General features: G+C 70.5%; 14 protein-coding genes and 2 pseudogenes. 8 read left to right on the top strand and 8 right to left on the bottom strand.

Features of this window, described 5'->3' with window-relative positions; translation table 11 throughout:
- The first annotated feature begins 130 nt into the window (after positions 1–130).
- Together aceB and ACODT5_RS22515 are read left to right on the top strand one after the other, a co-directional pair.
- Positions 131–1,735, top strand: a complete 1,605-nt coding sequence (gene aceB, locus ACODT5_RS22520) for a malate synthase A (RefSeq protein ID WP_422521106.1) — start codon at positions 131–133, stop codon at positions 1,733–1,735.
- On the top strand, positions 1,732–2,652 hold the full coding sequence (locus ACODT5_RS22515) for a 3-hydroxybutyryl-CoA dehydrogenase (protein WP_422521105.1): 921 nt from the start codon (positions 1,732–1,734) through the stop codon (positions 2,650–2,652). The genes aceB and ACODT5_RS22515 overlap by 4 nt, the downstream gene beginning before the upstream one ends.
- Positions 2,653–2,763: 111 nt before the next feature.
- On the opposite strand, the gene ACODT5_RS22510 is transcribed toward ACODT5_RS22515, so the two are convergent.
- Positions 2,764–3,300 (bottom strand): SixA phosphatase family protein, encoded by a 537-nt coding sequence (locus tag ACODT5_RS22510; RefSeq protein ID WP_422521104.1) that lies wholly within the window; start codon positions 3,298–3,300, stop codon positions 2,764–2,766.
- Positions 3,301–3,499: 199 nt separating this feature from the next.
- On the opposite strand from ACODT5_RS22510, the gene ACODT5_RS22505 reads away from it, so the two are divergent.
- Positions 3,500–3,985 (top strand): VOC family protein, encoded by a 486-nt coding sequence (locus ACODT5_RS22505; protein ID WP_422521103.1) that lies wholly within the window; start codon positions 3,500–3,502, stop codon positions 3,983–3,985.
- Positions 3,986–4,095: 110 nt separating this feature from the next.
- Here ACODT5_RS22505 and ACODT5_RS22500 read toward each other — a convergent pair whose 3' ends face one another.
- Positions 4,096–4,827 (bottom strand): SDR family NAD(P)-dependent oxidoreductase, encoded by a 732-nt coding sequence (locus ACODT5_RS22500; protein WP_422521102.1) that lies wholly within the window; start codon positions 4,825–4,827, stop codon positions 4,096–4,098.
- Positions 4,828–4,921: 94 nt separating this feature from the next.
- Between ACODT5_RS22500 and ACODT5_RS22495 the strand changes: the two genes are divergently transcribed.
- Positions 4,922–5,770, top strand: coding sequence for a LysR family transcriptional regulator (locus ACODT5_RS22495; protein ID WP_422521101.1), 849 nt, complete (start codon positions 4,922–4,924; stop codon positions 5,768–5,770).
- A gap of 74 nt (positions 5,771–5,844) precedes the next feature.
- On the opposite strand, the gene ACODT5_RS22490 is transcribed toward ACODT5_RS22495, so the two are convergent.
- Positions 5,845–6,504: an NADPH-dependent F420 reductase gene (locus ACODT5_RS22490; protein WP_422521100.1), complete on the bottom strand. Its 660-nt coding sequence runs from the start codon at positions 6,502–6,504 to the stop codon at positions 5,845–5,847.
- A gap of 76 nt (positions 6,505–6,580) precedes the next feature.
- Between ACODT5_RS22490 and ACODT5_RS22485 the strand changes: the two genes are divergently transcribed.
- Both ACODT5_RS22485 and ACODT5_RS22480 read left to right on the top strand, forming a co-directional pair.
- Positions 6,581–6,976 carry a winged helix-turn-helix transcriptional regulator gene (locus ACODT5_RS22485; RefSeq protein ID WP_422521099.1) on the top strand — a complete coding sequence of 132 codons (396 nt, stop codon included), beginning with the start codon at positions 6,581–6,583 and terminating at the stop codon, positions 6,974–6,976.
- A 434-nt stretch (positions 6,977–7,410) separates the two neighbouring features.
- A pseudogene (locus ACODT5_RS22480) lies at positions 7,411–7,982 on the top strand (IS5 family transposase); the annotation flags it as partial.
- Between the two features lie 409 nt (positions 7,983–8,391).
- Here the strand turns inward: ACODT5_RS22480 and ACODT5_RS22475 are convergent.
- The 5 genes and pseudogenes from ACODT5_RS22475 to ACODT5_RS22455 form a co-directional block, all read right to left on the bottom strand.
- Positions 8,392–11,220: a hypothetical protein gene (locus tag ACODT5_RS22475; RefSeq protein ID WP_422521098.1), complete on the bottom strand. Its 2,829-nt coding sequence runs from the start codon at positions 11,218–11,220 to the stop codon at positions 8,392–8,394.
- Positions 11,213–11,587 carry an STAS domain-containing protein gene (locus ACODT5_RS22470; protein WP_422524997.1) on the bottom strand — a complete coding sequence of 125 codons (375 nt, stop codon included), beginning with the start codon at positions 11,585–11,587 and terminating at the stop codon, positions 11,213–11,215. Before ACODT5_RS22470 ends, ACODT5_RS22475 begins: the two co-directional genes overlap by 8 nt.
- Before the next feature lie 90 nt (positions 11,588–11,677).
- Positions 11,678–11,995 (bottom strand): annotated as a pseudogene (locus tag ACODT5_RS22465) (STAS domain-containing protein); the annotation flags it as partial.
- A gap of 340 nt (positions 11,996–12,335) precedes the next feature.
- Positions 12,336–12,704 (bottom strand): STAS domain-containing protein, encoded by a 369-nt coding sequence (locus ACODT5_RS22460; protein ID WP_422524996.1) that lies wholly within the window; start codon positions 12,702–12,704, stop codon positions 12,336–12,338.
- Between the two features lie 93 nt (positions 12,705–12,797).
- Positions 12,798–13,379, bottom strand: a complete 582-nt coding sequence (locus ACODT5_RS22455; RefSeq protein ID WP_422521097.1) for a hypothetical protein — start codon at positions 13,377–13,379, stop codon at positions 12,798–12,800.
- Positions 13,380–13,934: 555 nt separating this feature from the next.
- Here ACODT5_RS22455 and ACODT5_RS22450 point away from each other — a divergent pair.
- The gene (locus ACODT5_RS22450; RefSeq protein WP_422521096.1) at positions 13,935–14,342 is read left to right on the top strand and encodes a hypothetical protein; all 408 of its coding nucleotides are present in this window, start codon (positions 13,935–13,937) and stop codon (positions 14,340–14,342) included.
- The gene (locus ACODT5_RS22445) at positions 14,309–16,048 is read left to right on the top strand and encodes an amino acid transporter (protein ID WP_422521095.1); all 1,740 of its coding nucleotides are present in this window, start codon (positions 14,309–14,311) and stop codon (positions 16,046–16,048) included. The genes ACODT5_RS22450 and ACODT5_RS22445 overlap by 34 nt, the downstream gene beginning before the upstream one ends.
- Positions 16,049–16,060 lie beyond the last annotated feature (12 nt).

Genomic DNA, 16,060 nt, shown 5'->3' with positions numbered 1-16,060 from the left:
CGGGCCTTGCTCCGGCCCGCCGGCCCCGCACCAGCCGGCCCGCGTCCTGCCACCTGCCGTCCGACGGCGCCCGGGGCCCGTTCCTCCCCGCCCCGGGCGCCGGCCGCCCCACGCCGAGGAGAAGATCCGCATGTCACTCAAGCCCCCGATCAGCAGCGTCCAGGTCCTCGGTGTGCCGGGTGAGCGCCACGAGGAGATCCTGACGGCCGAGGCACTGGAGTTCATCGGCCGGCTCGACGCGGCGTTCGCCGACCGCCGCCTGGGCATCCTCAAGGAACGGACCCGCCGCTCCGCCCACCTCGCCGACGGCAAGCGGCTCGCCTTCCCGCTCGCCACCCGAGCCGTCCGCGACGACCCCCACTGGCGGGTCGCGCCTCAGAGCCCCGGGCTCACCGACCGCCGTGTGGAGATCACCGGTCCGCCCGAACGCCGCATGACCGTCAATGCCCTCAACTCCGGCGCCCGGGTGTGGATGGCGGACTTCGAAGACGCCACCGCGCCCACCTGGGACAACGTCATAGGCGGCCAGCTGAACCTGCTCGACGCGATCGAGCGCCGCATCGACTTCACCACCGCCGCAGGCAAGGAGTACCGCCTCGGCGAGAACCTCGCCACGATCATGGTCCGCCCGCGCGGCTGGCACCTCACCGAGGAACATCTGGCGATCGACGGGCGCCCCGTGTCCGCCTCCCTCGTCGACTTCGGCCTGTACTTCTTCCACTGCGCACAGCGGCAGATCGACGCCGGGCACGGCCCGTACTTCTACCTCCCCAAGCTGGAGAACGCCTCCGAGGCGCGGCTGTGGAACGACGTCTTCGTCCTCGCACAGGACCTGCTCGGCATTGCGCGGGGCACCGTCCGGGCCACCGTTCTGATCGAGACGATCACGGCCGCCTTCGAGATGGAGGAGATCCTCTACGAACTGCGCGAGCACAGTGCGGGACTGAACGCGGGCCGCTGGGACTACCTCTTCAGCCTCATCAAGACCTTCGGCCACCGCACCGACTTCCAGCTCCCCGACCGGGCCGCCGTCACCATGTCGGCCCCCTTCATGCGCGCCTACACGGAACTGCTCGTCCGGACCTGCCACCGGCGCGGAGCCCACGCCATCGGCGGCATGGCCGCCCACGTCCCGAGCAAGGACACCGGTGCGAACGCCGCCGCGCTCGCGAAGGTGCGCCTCGACAAGGAGCGGGAGGCCGAGGACGGCTTCGACGGCTCCTGGGTCGCCCACCCCGGTCTCGTCCCCGTCTGCCACGAGGTCTTCGGCCATGTCCTGGGGGACCGGCCGAACCAGCTGGACCGGACGCGCGAGGACGTCGAAGTCGACGCCGCCGACCTCCTGTCCGTCCGCCGGATCGCCGCCCCGCCGACCCCGGAGGGCGTCCGCTCCAACGTGGCAGTGGCGCTGCGCTACTTCGACGCCTGGCTGCGCGGCAGCGGAGCCGTGGCCCTGTACGGCCTGATGGAGGACGCCGCGACCGCCGAGATCGCCCGCGTCCAGATCTGGCAGTGGCTCCGCCACGACCGGGTGGACCGCGGAACGGTCACCGACCTCCTCGACGCCGAATGCGCGGCCCTGGAGGCCGAGGATCCACAGGCACGCGCCCTCGAAGCCAGGGAGATCTTCGTGGATACCGCCCTGTCGATGCGGCTCCCCGCCTTCTTCACCCCCGAGGCCTACACCCGCCACCTCGTCCACCGCACCGCCGCCACCGCGCGGGTGACCGCATGAACGGCCCCGTGAATGCCTCCGCGAACGCCCCCGCGAACTCCCCCTTGCAGCCGGGCCGGATCCTGCGCGTCGGGGTCGTCGGCGGCGGCCTGATGGGCGCCGGCATCGCCGAGGTGTGCGCCCGCGCAGGACTGGACACCGTCGTCGCCGAGGCGGACGCGGCCGCTGCCCGCGCCGCCCGCGAGCGCGTCGCCGTCTCCCTGGAGCGCGCCGTCCAGCGCGGGAAGCTGGACCGGAGCTCCGCCGAGGACGCGCTCTCCCGTCTGCTCTTCACCGGGGATCTGGAGGACCTCGCCGACCGGCAGCTCGTCATCGAGGCCGTCACCGAGAACCCCGACGCGAAGACCGAGATCTTCGCCGCCCTCGACAAGACCGTCGAGGACCCGGAGGCCATCCTCGCCACGAACACCTCCGCCATCCCGATCATGCGGCTGGGCATGGCGACCGGCCGCGCCGACCGGGTGGTGGGTCTGCACTTCTTCAACCCCGTGCCCGTCCTGCCGCTCGTCGAGGTCGTGTCCTCCCTCCACACGTCGCCGGACACGCTCGCTTCCGTCGAGGCGTTCGCCCGCGACACGCTGGGCAAGACCACGGTCCGCTCCCAGGACCGGGCCGGCTTCGTCGTCAACGCCCTGCTCATCCCCTACCTCCTCTCGGCCGTCCGCATGGCCGAATCGGGCTTCGCCGACGCGCAGGACGTGGACGCGGCCATGGAAATGGGCTGCGCCCACCCGATGGGGCCGCTGAAGCTGGCGGACCTGATCGGCCTGGACACGGTCGCGGCCATCGCGGAATCGCTCTACGAGGAGTTCAAGGAACCGCTGTACGCCCCGCCCCCGCTGCTCCAGCGGATGGTGCAGGCGGGGCTGCTGGGCCGCAAGAGCGGCCGTGGGTTCCACACGTACGGCCGGGTCTGAGGGGCCCGGCACACCTCCGGCCATGAGGGTGCGCCGGAGGCGCCCGGACGCGGCGGGGGGCGCGGCGAGTGGTGTCGCCGCACCCCACCGCGTCCGGGCTCAGGGCGTGCGTCAGCGGGTGGCGCCCCGGGGGATGGCGAAGTCCGTCAGCCGGGCCGAGCCCGGCGCGAGCCCCTGCCAGGGGCCGGGGCAGGCCAGTACCGCGATGCCGGACGTCGGGAACTTCTCCGACAGCCGCCCGATCCTGTCGGCCTCCGCCGCGTCCACGGCCTCCCGGGCGAGGCTGACGACCAGATCCGCCATGCCCGGGTTGTGACCGACGAGCAGCAGCGTCCGTACCTCCTCCGGTACCTCGGACACCACCTCCAGCAGATCCTCCGGCTCGGCGGCGTACACCCGCTCGTCGAAGTGCACCGGCACCTCGGCGCCGAGCTGTCCGGCCGCCAGCGCCCAGGTCTCGCGGGCCCGCCGCGCGGTGGAGCAGATCACCAGGGCGGGCAGGCAGCCGGCATCGCGCAGCCAGCGCCCCGCCGCCGGCGCGTCCCGCAGCCCGCGCGGCCCCAGCGGCCGCTCGTGGTCCGCGACGTCGGGCCAGGCGGACTTGGCGTGGCGCAACAGCACCAGACGGGCGGCGGCTCCGGTACTCATGACGACCTCATGCCCTCAGCCTCGCATCCATCACCGTTCATGGGGAACGCCGTGAGTTCTTCCGTGCCCGCCCGCAGCCCTTCGGAGCATCCGATGCCCGACCGCCGCGCGCCGTCGGCACGTGTGCGTCACCTTCGGGATATCTCTGGTCGCAGGCGGCGGTCGGCGTGGCCGCCACGGTCCGAAAGGCAGGTGGCCGGTGAGTGTCCAGCCCATTCCCGAGGGATACCCGCGCGTCACTCCGTACCTCTGTATCGACGGCGCCGCGGCCGGGATCGACTTCTACGTCTCCGTGCTCGGCGCACGGGAACGGATGAGGATGGCCGCACCCGGAGGCAAGATCGGCCACGCCGAGCTGGAGCTCGGCAACTCGGTCATCATGCTCGCGGACGAGTACCCCGACATCGGATTCCGCTCGCCGAAGTCGGTGGGCGGCACGCCCGTCACCCTGCACGTGTACGTCGAAGACGTCGACGGGGTCTTCGCCAAGGCACTCGCCCGGGGCGCCACGGAGCTGCGGCCGGTCAAGGACGAGTTCTACGGCGACCGCACCGGCCAGTTCGAGGACCCGTTCGGGCATCGCTGGAACGTCGCCACGCACATCGAGGACGTCCCGCCGGACGAGTTGGAGAAGCGGTCCGAGGAAGCCGAGCGCGCCATTGAGTCCGATCAGGGCGGCGAGTGAAGGATCCTCGATCGGGGCCGAGCCGGCCACCGCCGTCTCGAAACTCCGGCCCGTCCCCCGGGCCCGTGCCCCGGCTCGGGGTTCGGGCCGGGGGATCGCCGCTGCGCATTTCACCAGGGCACGACACCGGCGTCGTCGAAGAACGCGCCGGTCGGGCCGTCGTCGGGCAGGGTCGCCAGCCTGATGGCGATCGCCGCGCCCTGTTCGGGGGTGCGCACGCCGCGGAAGCCGTTGAGGTCGGTCGCGACGTAGCCGGGGCAGCCCATGTTGATCAGGATGTTCGAGCCCTTCAGCTCCCGGGCGTACTGGAGGGTGACGGCATTCAGGAACGTCTTCGACGGCGCGTACGCCGCGGCCACCGGACCCGCCGTCAGCTCGGCGGCGGTACCTGACTGCCGGGCGAGGGAGCCGACACTGCTGGACATGTTCACGATCCGCGGCGCGGCGGAGCGGCGCAGCAGAGGCAGCATCGCGTTGGTGACGCGGACGACGCCGATCACGTTGGTCTCCATGACCGTCCGGATGGTGGCGGGGTCGACCCGGGTGGGTTCCTGTGGCATGCCGCCGGTGATGGCGGCGTTGTTGACGAGCACGTCGAGGCGCCCCGCCCGTTCCTCGATCAGCCGCGCGGCGGCGGTGGCGCTCGCGTCGTCGGTCACGTCCAGCGGTACGCCGAAGGCGTCGACGCCGGCCGCGCGCAGTTTCTCCACCGCTGCCTCACGGCGCCGATCGTCCCGGGCGCCGACGCCGATGCTCCAGCCGAGGGCGCCCAGGCCCGCGGCGATCTCGTAGCCGATCCCCTTGTTCGCGCCGCTGACCAGCGCAATCGTTCGTTCGCTCATAGGGCCATGCTGCTCCCGGAACCTGCCGGGGGTCCAAGACCGATCGAGTGGGCAGCGATACCGTCCGGGTATTGATCCGGGGTAACGTGGCCGCATGGAGACCCGGGAACTGCGGTACTTCGTCGCCGTCGCCGAAGAGCTGCACTTCGGGCGCGCGGCGCAGCGACTCGGGATCGCGCAGCCGCCCTTGTCACGGGCCATCCAACAGCTCGAACGCCGCCTTGGAGCGGCGCTGTTGGATCGGACCAGCCGTAGCGTCACGCTGACCGAGGCCGGCTCGGTGCTGTTGGTCGAGGGCCGGGCGGCCCTCGACGCGGTCGACGCCGCCGAGCGCCGGACCCGCCGCGCCGCTCTTTCCGTGACCGGCCGTCCCGGCCTGGTCCTGGTCACCAAAGCCAGCGCGTCCAGGGACCTGCTGGCGAAACTGCTCGAGGCGTACGCCGCCGAACCCGGCGCGGTCCCCGTCGAGGTCATCCTGTGCGGCCCGGCCGAGCAGGAACGATTCCTGCGCGAGGGCCGGGCCGATGTGGCGCTGCTGCACCGGCCGTTCGACTCGACGGCCGGGTTCCACACCGAAGAGCTCAGCACGGAGGGCCAGGTAGTGGTCCTGCCGGCCGGGCACCCGCTCACGGTCCGCACCCATGTGCACATGGCCGACATCGCCGACCTGCCGGGCCTGCCCCTGCCGCGCTGGCCCGACCGCGACGGTACCTACCCGCCCGGCCCCGGCCCGCAGGTCCGCGACCATGCGCAGCTGTTGCAGCTCGTCGCGCTCGGTCGGGCCTGCGCGGTCTCACCGGAGTCGTGCCGAGCCCAACTGCACAGCGACCTCGCCGCCGTGCCTGTGCTGGACGCGCAGACAGTCACCACCGTGATCGCCTGGCCACCGCACAGCCGGTCCAGAGCCGTCGCCGACCTCGTCCGCACTGCGACACGTCTCTAGCAGCTCCCGCCTGCCCGGTTCCCGTGCCTGAGAGGCGGGCCGAGAACTCCTCACGCAGTGGTGCCCGGTACACCTCACGCGCTCTCAGCGCTCGGGCCTGCCGCATACGCCAACGGTGGCGCGATCGCCCGCACGTCGACCTGCTCCGCGACCCACAGGCCGATGAACAGCGCGGCGGTCGCCTCCAGCAGTCCGGCGCGTTCCAGCCCGCCTGCGGCCACCGGCTCGCAGCCCACGGCCCGCACCAGCTCGTACGCCCGCGCGAGCGCCGCCTCGTCGTCCCCGCAGACCGGGACTGCGAGGGGCTGACCGTCGAAGACCGGCGGGGCCATCCGCCACACGTCCTCGTGACAGAGGTTGAACGCCTTGACGACCTGCGCACCCGGTGCCGCCGCGGCAAGGCGCGCCGCCGCCGAGGGGCCGCCTTCCGTCAGCAGCCGGAAGCCGGGCCCGACCGGATTGGCACAGTCGAGCAGGACCTTCCCGCTCAGCGCCGCCTGGAGCTCCGCGACGACGACCGCTCCCGCGCCGTACGGCAGCGCGGCCAGCACCACCTCACCGAAGCGCGCCGCCGCCCGCAGGCTCCCGTGCCCCGCACCGCCCCCGATGCGTGCCGCGAGCCGTTGGGCCTTCGGCTCGTCCCGGCCTCCGACGACCACCTCGTGCCCGGCCCGCGCCCAGTGCGTGGCCAGTGCATCTGCCATGTTTCCCGTCCCCAGCACACCGATCTTCATCGATCCGCCCCTCTCCGCGCCTGCTTCGACCGCTTCCGGGACGACACTAGGAAACCCGTCAGGCACCATTTGGTACGTGACGACCGACGCCCACCTCGCCGACTGCCGCGCCCGCCTAGCCTTCGACCTCCTCTCCAACACCTGGAACGCCGTCCTGCTCTGGGTCCTGCGCGACGGTCCCAGGCGTCCCGGCGAACTCCGCGAGCGCATCGGCGGCATCAGCCCCAAGGTCTTGACCGAGACGCTGCGGCGGCTGGAGTTCAACGGTCTGGTGGAACGACACGCCTTTGCCGAGGCTCCGCCCCGTGTCGAGTACGAACTCACCGCCCTGGGAAGGGCGTTGCTCGGCCCGATCGAGGCATTCGGCGCCTGGGCCTTCGAGCACGGCGACGAGGTCATGGCTGCCCAGGACCGAAACGGTGGCCGAGCTCCATACCACGGCCCACGCTCCGACCCGCCTTCACCGTTCTAGAAATCTAGAAGAAGCCGAGCTTCTTCGGCGAGTAGCTGACCAGAAGGTTCTTCGTGTGCTGGTGGTACACGTGCCACACCGCTCTGAACAGGCAAAATGAAGGTATCTACACTCGGTGGGTCGGTGTTGGCCCGCAGCTGGCCCGGATCTTGGTCGTGGGGGAGTGAGGGAGCACTGTCGCTCCGTGGCCAGGGCCCGAAGCGTTGCTCGTCGGTGGAGAGCGCCAGATGCGGCCGCGCCCCGAGGGGGCGACGCCGCTGGTTAGGGGCCCTATCCGGGCGGTGGTACCGACTACTCAACGTGGAGGAGGAGCTGGGGAAGGCCATTCTGCCGCCAGGGGGTTCGTTGCCGTCCGTAGGGCGTTGCGGACCTGGCCTGGCTGGTCGGACCCCAACACCTGAGCGACGTCGAAGCGCGCGCCGACGAATGCGTAGAGAGCTTTCCTGATCTGGTCACGGGCTGGAGTCTGGGGCCGGCTGCACGAGGAGATCCTGCACCGGCTCGACGACGCCGGCCTGCTCGACCTCTCCCGCGCCGTCCTCGACTCCGCCCACGGCAGGGCCAAAAAGAGGGCGAACTCACAGGTCCGAGCCCCGTGGACCGAGGCGAGCCAGGTTCCAAGATGCACGTCCTGTCGGACGCGGCAGGGCTGCCCCTCCTCGTCGGTCTCTCGGCTGCCAACACTCACGACAGTCAAGCGCTGAAGCCCATGGTGCTCGGTCACCAAATGAGACACGACCCCCACCGCGGTCGCCACTTCAAGCCCCAGCGCCTGTACGCCGACAAGGCCTACGACATAACTGAACTGTGGAAAAGGCTGTGAGGCAGGCGGATCGGTGTCCGTATCGCACGCAAAGGCATCGAGTCTTCCGAACGGCTCGCGCAACGCCGGTGGGTAATCGAGTGGACCGTGTCCTGGCTGACCGGCTACCGCCGGCTCAACCACCGCTACGAACGCCATCCCCGCAACTACCTGGCCTTTCTCGGCCTCGAGGCAGCCCTGTGCGATGGATTGTTCCGGATGGACTGTGCCGATCACCCACCGGCAGCGGCCCAATCCGTGTGCCTGGCGGGCCCTGCCGCCATTGTGTCGCAGCAACTGCGGGAGCGGTCTGGGCCGTTGCCTTCTTCGGCTCTGCCCTGGTGGTCTTACTAGTTGTGGTCCAGGCGCCCGCGCTCGTCCCCGCGCTGTACATCTTCGTGCGGTTGTGACCCCTCGGCCCCCAGCGCATAGCCGCACCGCCGTTGCCCCTGCGTGGTGCCCGGCGCCGCCCAGCAGAGCTGCGGCGACGGGCATCAGCTAGGTTCTCTGAATCTGCAACCCAGGAGTCTGTGGCTGGTGTCGGCAAGACGAAGTCCCACCCCATGACAGAGGTTTGACCTGACGCCGGCGCAGTTCCGACTGGGCTGGACGCTTACTTCTCCGTCGGCAGTCCCGTCGTGCGCAGCCGAGCCACCGTCTGCGCCGAAGTCGCGCGGGGCGCCTGGGCCGCCATCGCCGACAGCAGCCCTTCCCAAGCGTCGGGGAGTCCCGCGTCCACGGCCGACTGGTACGCGGCGCAGGCCTCGTGTGTCCGTCCTTGTTCCAGGTATAGGGCGCCGAGCGTGGCGTATGCCTCTGCGTCACCGGCCTTGCAGCCGCGGACGTAGGCGCGTTCGGCGGCAGGGATGTCACCCAGTTCCTCACGCACGCGGCCCAGCGCCGTCCAGGCGTCGGAGGCTCCCAGGGCGGCGGCCCGCAGTACCGCACGCCGGGATCCGTCCCGGTCCCCGGCGCGTTCCCGTATCCGGGACAGCGCGGACCAGGCATCGGTCGCACCCCGCTCGGCCGCCAGGTCGGCGGCGAGCTCTGCGCCTTGCCTGTCCTCGGCATTCTCCCGGGCCCGCGCCAGCATGATCCAGGCGTCCACATCACCCGCGCGTGCTGCCTCCGCTGCGGCGTGGGCGGCGCCCGCCTCGTCACCGTTTTCCTCGCGGGCTTCCGCCAGCGCGGTCCAGGCCTCCGGGTCGCCGGTGCGTGCCGCCTGAGCGGCGGCCTCATCGGCGGCCACGCTGTCACCGTCCGATTCGGCGAGCAGGGCCAGTTCGCGCCACGCGGCGCCGACGCCCAGGCCTGCCGCCTGGCGATGGGCCGCGGCGGCCCCTGCCCGGTCCCCAGCCGCGTTACGCAGCCGTGCCAGGAGGGACCACCCTTCGGGATGTCCTGCGTCCGCGCCGCTGGTGGCCGCTTCCAGGGCTGACGCGTGGTCACCGAGCGCCCAGTGCAGCCGTACCAGAGCCGCCCATGCAGCGCCGACTTCCTTGCTTGCCGCCCGGGTGGCGTGTGCCACCGCCGCGGCGAGGTCGCCGGACCGTTCGGCGACCTGTGCGAGCCCCATGTCGCCCCAGCCGTCGCCAGCGCGTGCCGCTTGCTCGAACGCCTTGGCCGCCACCGCACCTTGCGTCGCCCGCATCCGGCCGAGCGTCCGCCAGGCCAGCGGCTCGCCCACTGTCGCCGCCCGCGCCGCGACCGCGTCCGCCGCGACCTGGTCTCCCTCCGCCTCGCGGATCCGGGCCATGGCCGCCCAGGCCCACGAGTCGCCCGACTCTGCCGCGCGCCGGTACGCGTCGTAGGAAGCGGGCCCGTCGCCTTCCGCTTCCCTCATCACTGCGAGGGCGGCCCAGGCGGTGGGGTCCGTCGCGGCCGTCTCTTCGGCGGTGGCCTGCCCTTCGGTGGTTGCCCGTAGCACGGCGAGGGCGGCCCGCGCTTGGCTGTGGCCCTGCTCGATTGCCTGCTCGTACAATGGGACGGCGCTGCCGTAGCGACGCCGCTGCTCGGCGGCCCGGCCGAGAGCGTAGGCGTCGTCGGCCGTCCTGGCCCAGCGTGCCCCGGACCAGAACTCGGCGGGCGGCGCCCGGTGGGCGCGGACCCGGCGGATGTGCTGTTCGAGAAAGTCGTCAGGGCGATAGCTGTCCGGTTCGCCGACACCTGGTTCGTGTCGCTCCGCGATCAGCGGAGCGGGGCTGCCCTCCGTGGCCGTCAGTGCGCCGATAGCGGTCGGGAACCACTCCTGTCCCGCGGTCGCGCGCGCGGCGGAGTCCATAAAGCCGGCCGCCGCCTCCATCAGCATGCGCGCGGGCACGGCGCTAGCGTGGCCCAGCCTGCGTGCCTCCGTGGCCGCCGTAAGCACGGCGTGTTCGGGCGCGGTGAACCACTGATCCGGGCCCATCTCCCATTGGCGCACGAACTCCGGTCCCACGGTGAGGTGTTGCAGTACGCGTTGCCCGGATCCGGCCGCCCGTACGGCAACGGCGACACGCGGGTCGCGGGCGGCTGCCGAGGCGATGGCTGCGGGGTCACCAGCCAGCGTGTCCGGAACCGTGATCATCGCGTTGGGTCTGGTCAGCAGCGCGAGGGTGTGCGGGGCTCCCTCCAGGCCCTTCTGGCGATTCGTCAGGCGCCGCATGTGTTCTGGCCACATGGTGCCCACCACCGTTAGCGGTGTCACCTGGTCGAGCAGACGACCCAGCGCTCGAGCGGCCCGCTCCCCCGCGGCGCCGTCCAGGAAGCGCTGCGTCTCGTTGAGCCACAGTACGGTCCGTGGGTCAATGTCGGCTGCCTCGATCCACGCGGTCAGCTCCTCCGCGTCGGCGGGGAACAGTACGGGCCAGTCGGGCAGCACGGCGGCCACCGCCTCGTACAGCGCACGGGTCTTGCCGCTCGCGGAACGGCCCACCAGCAGCATGAGCGACGCCTGGTTGGTCGCCGCCGTATGGGCCAGCCGCTGGCGCAGGGTGGTGTCGTGCGGGCGGGTAAGGTACTCCGTCAGCGGAAGGTCCATGGTCCCGTCCGGGCCGGGCGCGGGGTGGACGCCCAGGCGTACGGGGTCCCATTCCGCTGCGGTGCGCAGCCGAACGCGCGGCGTCTGCCCCGCGGCCGCCCAGAGCGCCTGTACCTCTGTAGTCACCTGGTCGGGGTCCTCACCGGCCAGCCTCGCGAGCGCCGCGGCGACGGCCACAGTGTTCCGGAGCGAGGGCGGTGGCGCACAGGCCAGGGCCTGCTCCACGGTGTCCTGCGCGGGCCGCCCCTGGGTGCTGTCAGCGTCTACGGCGAGGGACTGGGGCGCCGGGCTGCCTGCGGCCAGGTACAGCGAGCGCAGCCGTTGCTGGAGGGCATGGCGGGGCCCTGGCGGCAGGCGAGGCGTGGTGACGGAGCGCGCGTCGTCCGACCAGTCGTCCGCAGCCTGCAGGGCGCCGTCAGTCATGGACGCCAGGTACTTCCCGGCCGAGGAATTCAACCGCGGGGTCCACCATGTCGAAAATGGGAAACGCTTTGGTCAGCCCAGTGATCCGGAACACTTTCGCAAGTCTGTCGTGAGGCACCACTAGCGCCATTCCGCCATCATGGGCGCGGACCCGCTTCAGACCACCGATCAACACACCGAATCCCGTCGAGTCCAAGAAGTCGACCGCCGACAGATCCAGGACCAGGAACACCCTGCCGTGGTAAATCAGATCGACCAGCAGTTTGCGCAAGGCCGGCGCGGTGTAGACGGTCAGCAAGCCCACGAGTGTCACCACGGTGATGTACTCGGAGACGTGCTCATACGAATGGCCGCCCTGTGGGACGATGCGGCTCCCCTTCTGCGCGATGGCGGCGCGCCGCTGCTCGACGCTCCTCTCCGCGTAGGAGGCGGCGAGCGCCGCGACCGCGCTCGCCACGGTCTCGTAGGTCCGGAAGACCTTGTCCCAACCGGTGTCAGCCAGAATTTCCCGCACCTGCTGGCTTGTCACGACCATGGCGAGGGCACCGCCTTGGGTGCGCACCCGCATCAGACCGTCTGCCAGCACGCTCAGGACCGCCCTGTCGATGCCGTCCGCCGGATTCAGGTCGACGACCAGAATGAGCCGCCCGCCCTCGATGGCCTCCAGTAATGCGGAGCGCAGGGCCGGAGCGGAGGCGGCGTCCAGCACACCACCCTGGCCATCGCCTTCGACCCGTACGACAGTAATGTCGTCGGGTCCGTCCTCGTACGACACCTTCAGGTGCACCCGGCTCCCGCTTCATGCCGACTGCCCGGCGCGTCAGCGTGCCCCACGCCTGGTCGCGCCAAGCGGAAAATTGCGTCATCTCAGACATGATGGATTCTATCCGGCGGGCGCGTGCTATGCAGGGCGCGAGAGCTTGCGCGGGCCACCGTCGGGAAGTCATCCTGCGCGACGGTGTGGGCACACGAACCGACTGGCGCCCCGGGCTACCCGCGGCCCGGTACAGCGATCGCAGCTGTTACTAAAGGGCGCGCACTGCCCTGGCGGCAGGTGAGACCGGGTGACGGAGTGCGCGTGGTCCGACCAGTCGTCCGCAGTCTGCTGCGCGCCGTCAGTCATGGACTCCAGGTACTGTTCGGCCGAGGTGCTCGACGGCGGGGTCCACGCTGTCGAAGATGGGAAACACTTTGGTCAGCCCCTGGATGCGGAACCCCTTCGCTATTCTCTCTTGAGTCACAACCAATGCCATTCCGCCTTTATGGGCGCGGACCCGCTTCAGGCCGCCGACCAACACACCGAATCCCGTTGAGTCCACGAAGTCGACCGCCGACAGATCCAGTACGAGGAACACCCTTCCATGGTTTACCAAGTCGACCAGCGGATTGCGCAGTTTCGGCGCTTCGTAGACGTCCAACTCGCCCTCGAGTGTCACCACAGTGACGAACTCGGAGATGTGTTCATACGACACCTTCAGGTCCACCTGACCCCGCTTCATGCCGATTGCCCGGCGCGCCAGCGCGCCCAAGCCTGGTGACGCCAAGCGGAAATTGCATCATTTCGGACATTGCTTATCTTAGTGGGCGACCGCTGACTGCGCAGGGCTGAGAGCCGCGCGGGCCACGGTCAAGAAGGCCTCCTGTGCGACGGCCTGCCCGGTTCCGGGAGCGTTGGCGACCAGTGCGTCGCGAAGGTTCTCCGCCGCCGTTGCCACTCCGTCGGGGCCTTCGAGGCGTACGACGTTCAGTACCTCCGCGACCTCGCCCACAGCGACGTCATACTCCCGGCGCCGCGGCGCCTCGTCCGCGGTGCCAATGGCGCTCTGCCAAGCCGCGAGTGCCTGGTGGGCGCTGTCGGTGCGGCTCAGGTACGTGACGTAGGCGGCCCGACGCACTGCCCGCTGGTTCGCCAGTGTCTGCTCGGTGAGGGTTCGGCGAGCGACGTCGAGTTGGGCCGCGGCCTGGAGTTGTCCGGAATCCCAGGCGGCGGCTGCCTGTCGCTGACCGGCTTCCCATGCGGCCGTGGCCTGGCGCTCGCCCGCCGCCCAGGCGGCAGCGGCCTGGCGTTTGGCGGCAGCGAGGGTGAACACCCCTGTAACCGCTCCGCCGCCGATTGCTGCCCCGGCGGCGATCAGCGCCGTCAACACGTTCTCGTCCACGTCAGGCGCCCAGGGCCGCGAGCGCCATGGGCCTGGCCTCCTTCTGGATCCGGCGCAGATAGTCCGGGCAACGGAAGGGTTCCGTGTAGACCTTGCAGACGACCTCGGTGCCCGAAGGACAGGACGCGAACAGGAGGGGGGTGACCTTGATCCCGCCAAGGGCGGCGGTATGCCGTTGCCGGAGGCCTGGGTGAGGCCCGTGGTACCCGGCTCGCCAGCGAAGGCGCCAGCAGTCCGGCGCGGGCTTTGGATCCCAGAGTTCCGAGCCCGGAGGGGCCATTTCGGCGGGATCACTCATCTGAGGCACCCATTCCCGCTGCGTGACCGGCTGACGCCCCGCGCGGCGTGACCGCTTCTTCTGATTGTTACTCGACACCTGAACTCCCGTCCTCCACACGTGTGCCCCATCAACTACTGGACCCACACACGGTCAGGCGGCACGACGCGCCGGCTTGTCAGCCGACCGATGTCGTCACCGTCGTCGTCCCCCGGTAGGCAGCAGGGGCAGGCAGCGCGTCACGCGACTCCGAAACCAGGTAGCAGATCCTCCTGCATGTGCTTGTTGCCGGGGAAGACACGGATGCGCTCGTACGGCACGCGCGCGCCCCGGTCGACCGCCTGCTCTCGTACACCCAGGGAGTATCGGGCAGCGTCACCGTCTGCGTGTACTCGTTGCACCCGTGGCTGCACGTGAAGGTGTCCGCCCACAGCGTGACGTCCTCGGTGCTGCCCGGCAGACGCATGGTGCTGGATCAGGAACGCGCCGTCCTCACAGCCGCATTCTTCGCCGTGGAGCCGTCCGAACTCCCGCACGGACAGGGCCTGCCGGGCTCATGCTTAGTGGCCAGGTCCGGAAGGCGGACCGGCGGTGGCAGTCGGCGCGGGTCCCGGTACGAGGAAGCCGCACTCGGGGTCGCACCGTCCAGCGCGTGCCCGGACGCCGCCGAGAAGGGGTGCTGCTGACGATGACCGCGGAGCGCTGGCGCACCGCGCCAGTGGCCTGCTCGCTGTCCGGGGAGGCCAGCCTGGATGGAGGTCTTCTCGCCGCTGGAGGGGACGTACTCGTCCGGGCTCAGCGCGGCACCCGCGAGCTGTCGCCGCTGGCGACCATCGTGCTCGTGCTCCTCACCCTCTTCGGTGCGCTGCCCGTCTACCGGCGGGTCGCCGAGGAGAGCCCGATCGGTGAGGGCTCGATCGCGATGCTGGAGCGGCTGCTGACGTTCTGGAAGGGGAAGCTGTTCGTCCTGACCCTGCTCGGGTTCGCGGCGACCGACTTCCTCATCACGATCACCCTCTCCGCCGCCGACGCCACGGCGCACTTGGTGGAGAACCCGCACCTCACCAGCACGCTCCACGGTCACGAAGTTCTGATCACCCTGATCATGATCGCGCTGCTCGGCGCCGTGTTCCTCAAGGGGTTCAGCGAGGCCATCGGCGTGGCCGTGGTCCTGGTGGCCACCTACCTCGGCCTGAACGTCGTGGTCGTGGCCGTCGGCCTGTGGAATGTCGCCACCGAGCCGCACGTCGTCACCGACTGGACGACCGCACTGACGACCGAGCATGGCAACCCGTTCATGATGATCGCCATCGCTCTCGTCGTGTTCCCGAAGCTCGCGCTCGGCCTCTCGGGCTTCGAGACAGGTGTGGCGGTCATGCCGCACGTCAAGGGCGACCCCTCGGACACCGTGGCCCATCCGGCCGGCCGGATCCGTGGTGCCAAGAAGCTGCTGACGACCGCGGCCGTCATCATGAACGTCTTCCTGATCTGCTCCAGCTTCATCACCACACTGCTGATCCCCGCAGACCAGTTCAAGCCAGGCGGCGAGGCTAACGGCCGGGCCCTGGCCTACCTCGCCCACGAGCACCTGGGCTCCGCCTTCGGCACGGTCTACGACATCTCCACGATCCTGATCCTCTGGTTCGCGGGCTCCTCGGCCATGGCCGGCCTTCTCAACCTGATGCCGCGCTACCTGCCCCGCTACGGCATGGCCCCGCTCTGGGCCCGCGCCCTGCGCCCGATGGTCATCGGCTTCGGCGTCATCTCGGCCGTCTTCATCTACACCACGGCCGTGAACGTCGTAGAGCGCCCGGACGGCGTGAAGATCGGCGCCTGCTTCATCGCCGGCATGATGGCCCTCTCCCTGCTCTCCCGCCTGGCCCGCGTCTTCGAGTTGCGCGTCACGGACGTGGAACTGGACGACATGGCGCAGCGCTTCATCCGCGACATGTCCAACCGCACGATTCGCTTCATCGCCAACGAGCCCGACAACCGGGACTTGGACGAGTACCGGCAGAAGAAGGAGCAGATCCGCGCGGACAACGACGTCCCGCCCGGTGACGACGTGATGTTCGTCGAGGTCACCGTCCTGGACGCCTCGGAGTTCGAATCCGGTATGCGGGTCCGCGGCGAAGTGCTCCACGGCCGCTACCGCGTCCTGACCCTGGAGAGCTCCAGCATCCCCAACGCCCTGGCGGCCTTCCTCCTCCACGTCCGCGACGAGACCGGCCAGCGCCCCCACATCTACTTCGAGTGGACGGAGGGCAACCCGATGGCCAACTTCCTCCGCTTCTTCCTCTTCGGCCAGGGCGAAGTCGCCCCCGTCACCCGCGAGGTCATCCGCGAGGCCGAACCGGACCGGACCCGCCGCCCCCACGTCCACGCAGGCTGACGTCAGGCGACG

This window comes from Streptomyces tatrensis, from assembly GCF_049310065.1.
In the GTDB taxonomy this organism is placed as follows: Bacteria; Actinomycetota; Actinomycetes; order Streptomycetales; family Streptomycetaceae; genus Streptomyces.
Note: the sequence above shows the minus strand (reverse complement) of the source record. Positions and strands in the feature narration are given on the sequence as shown.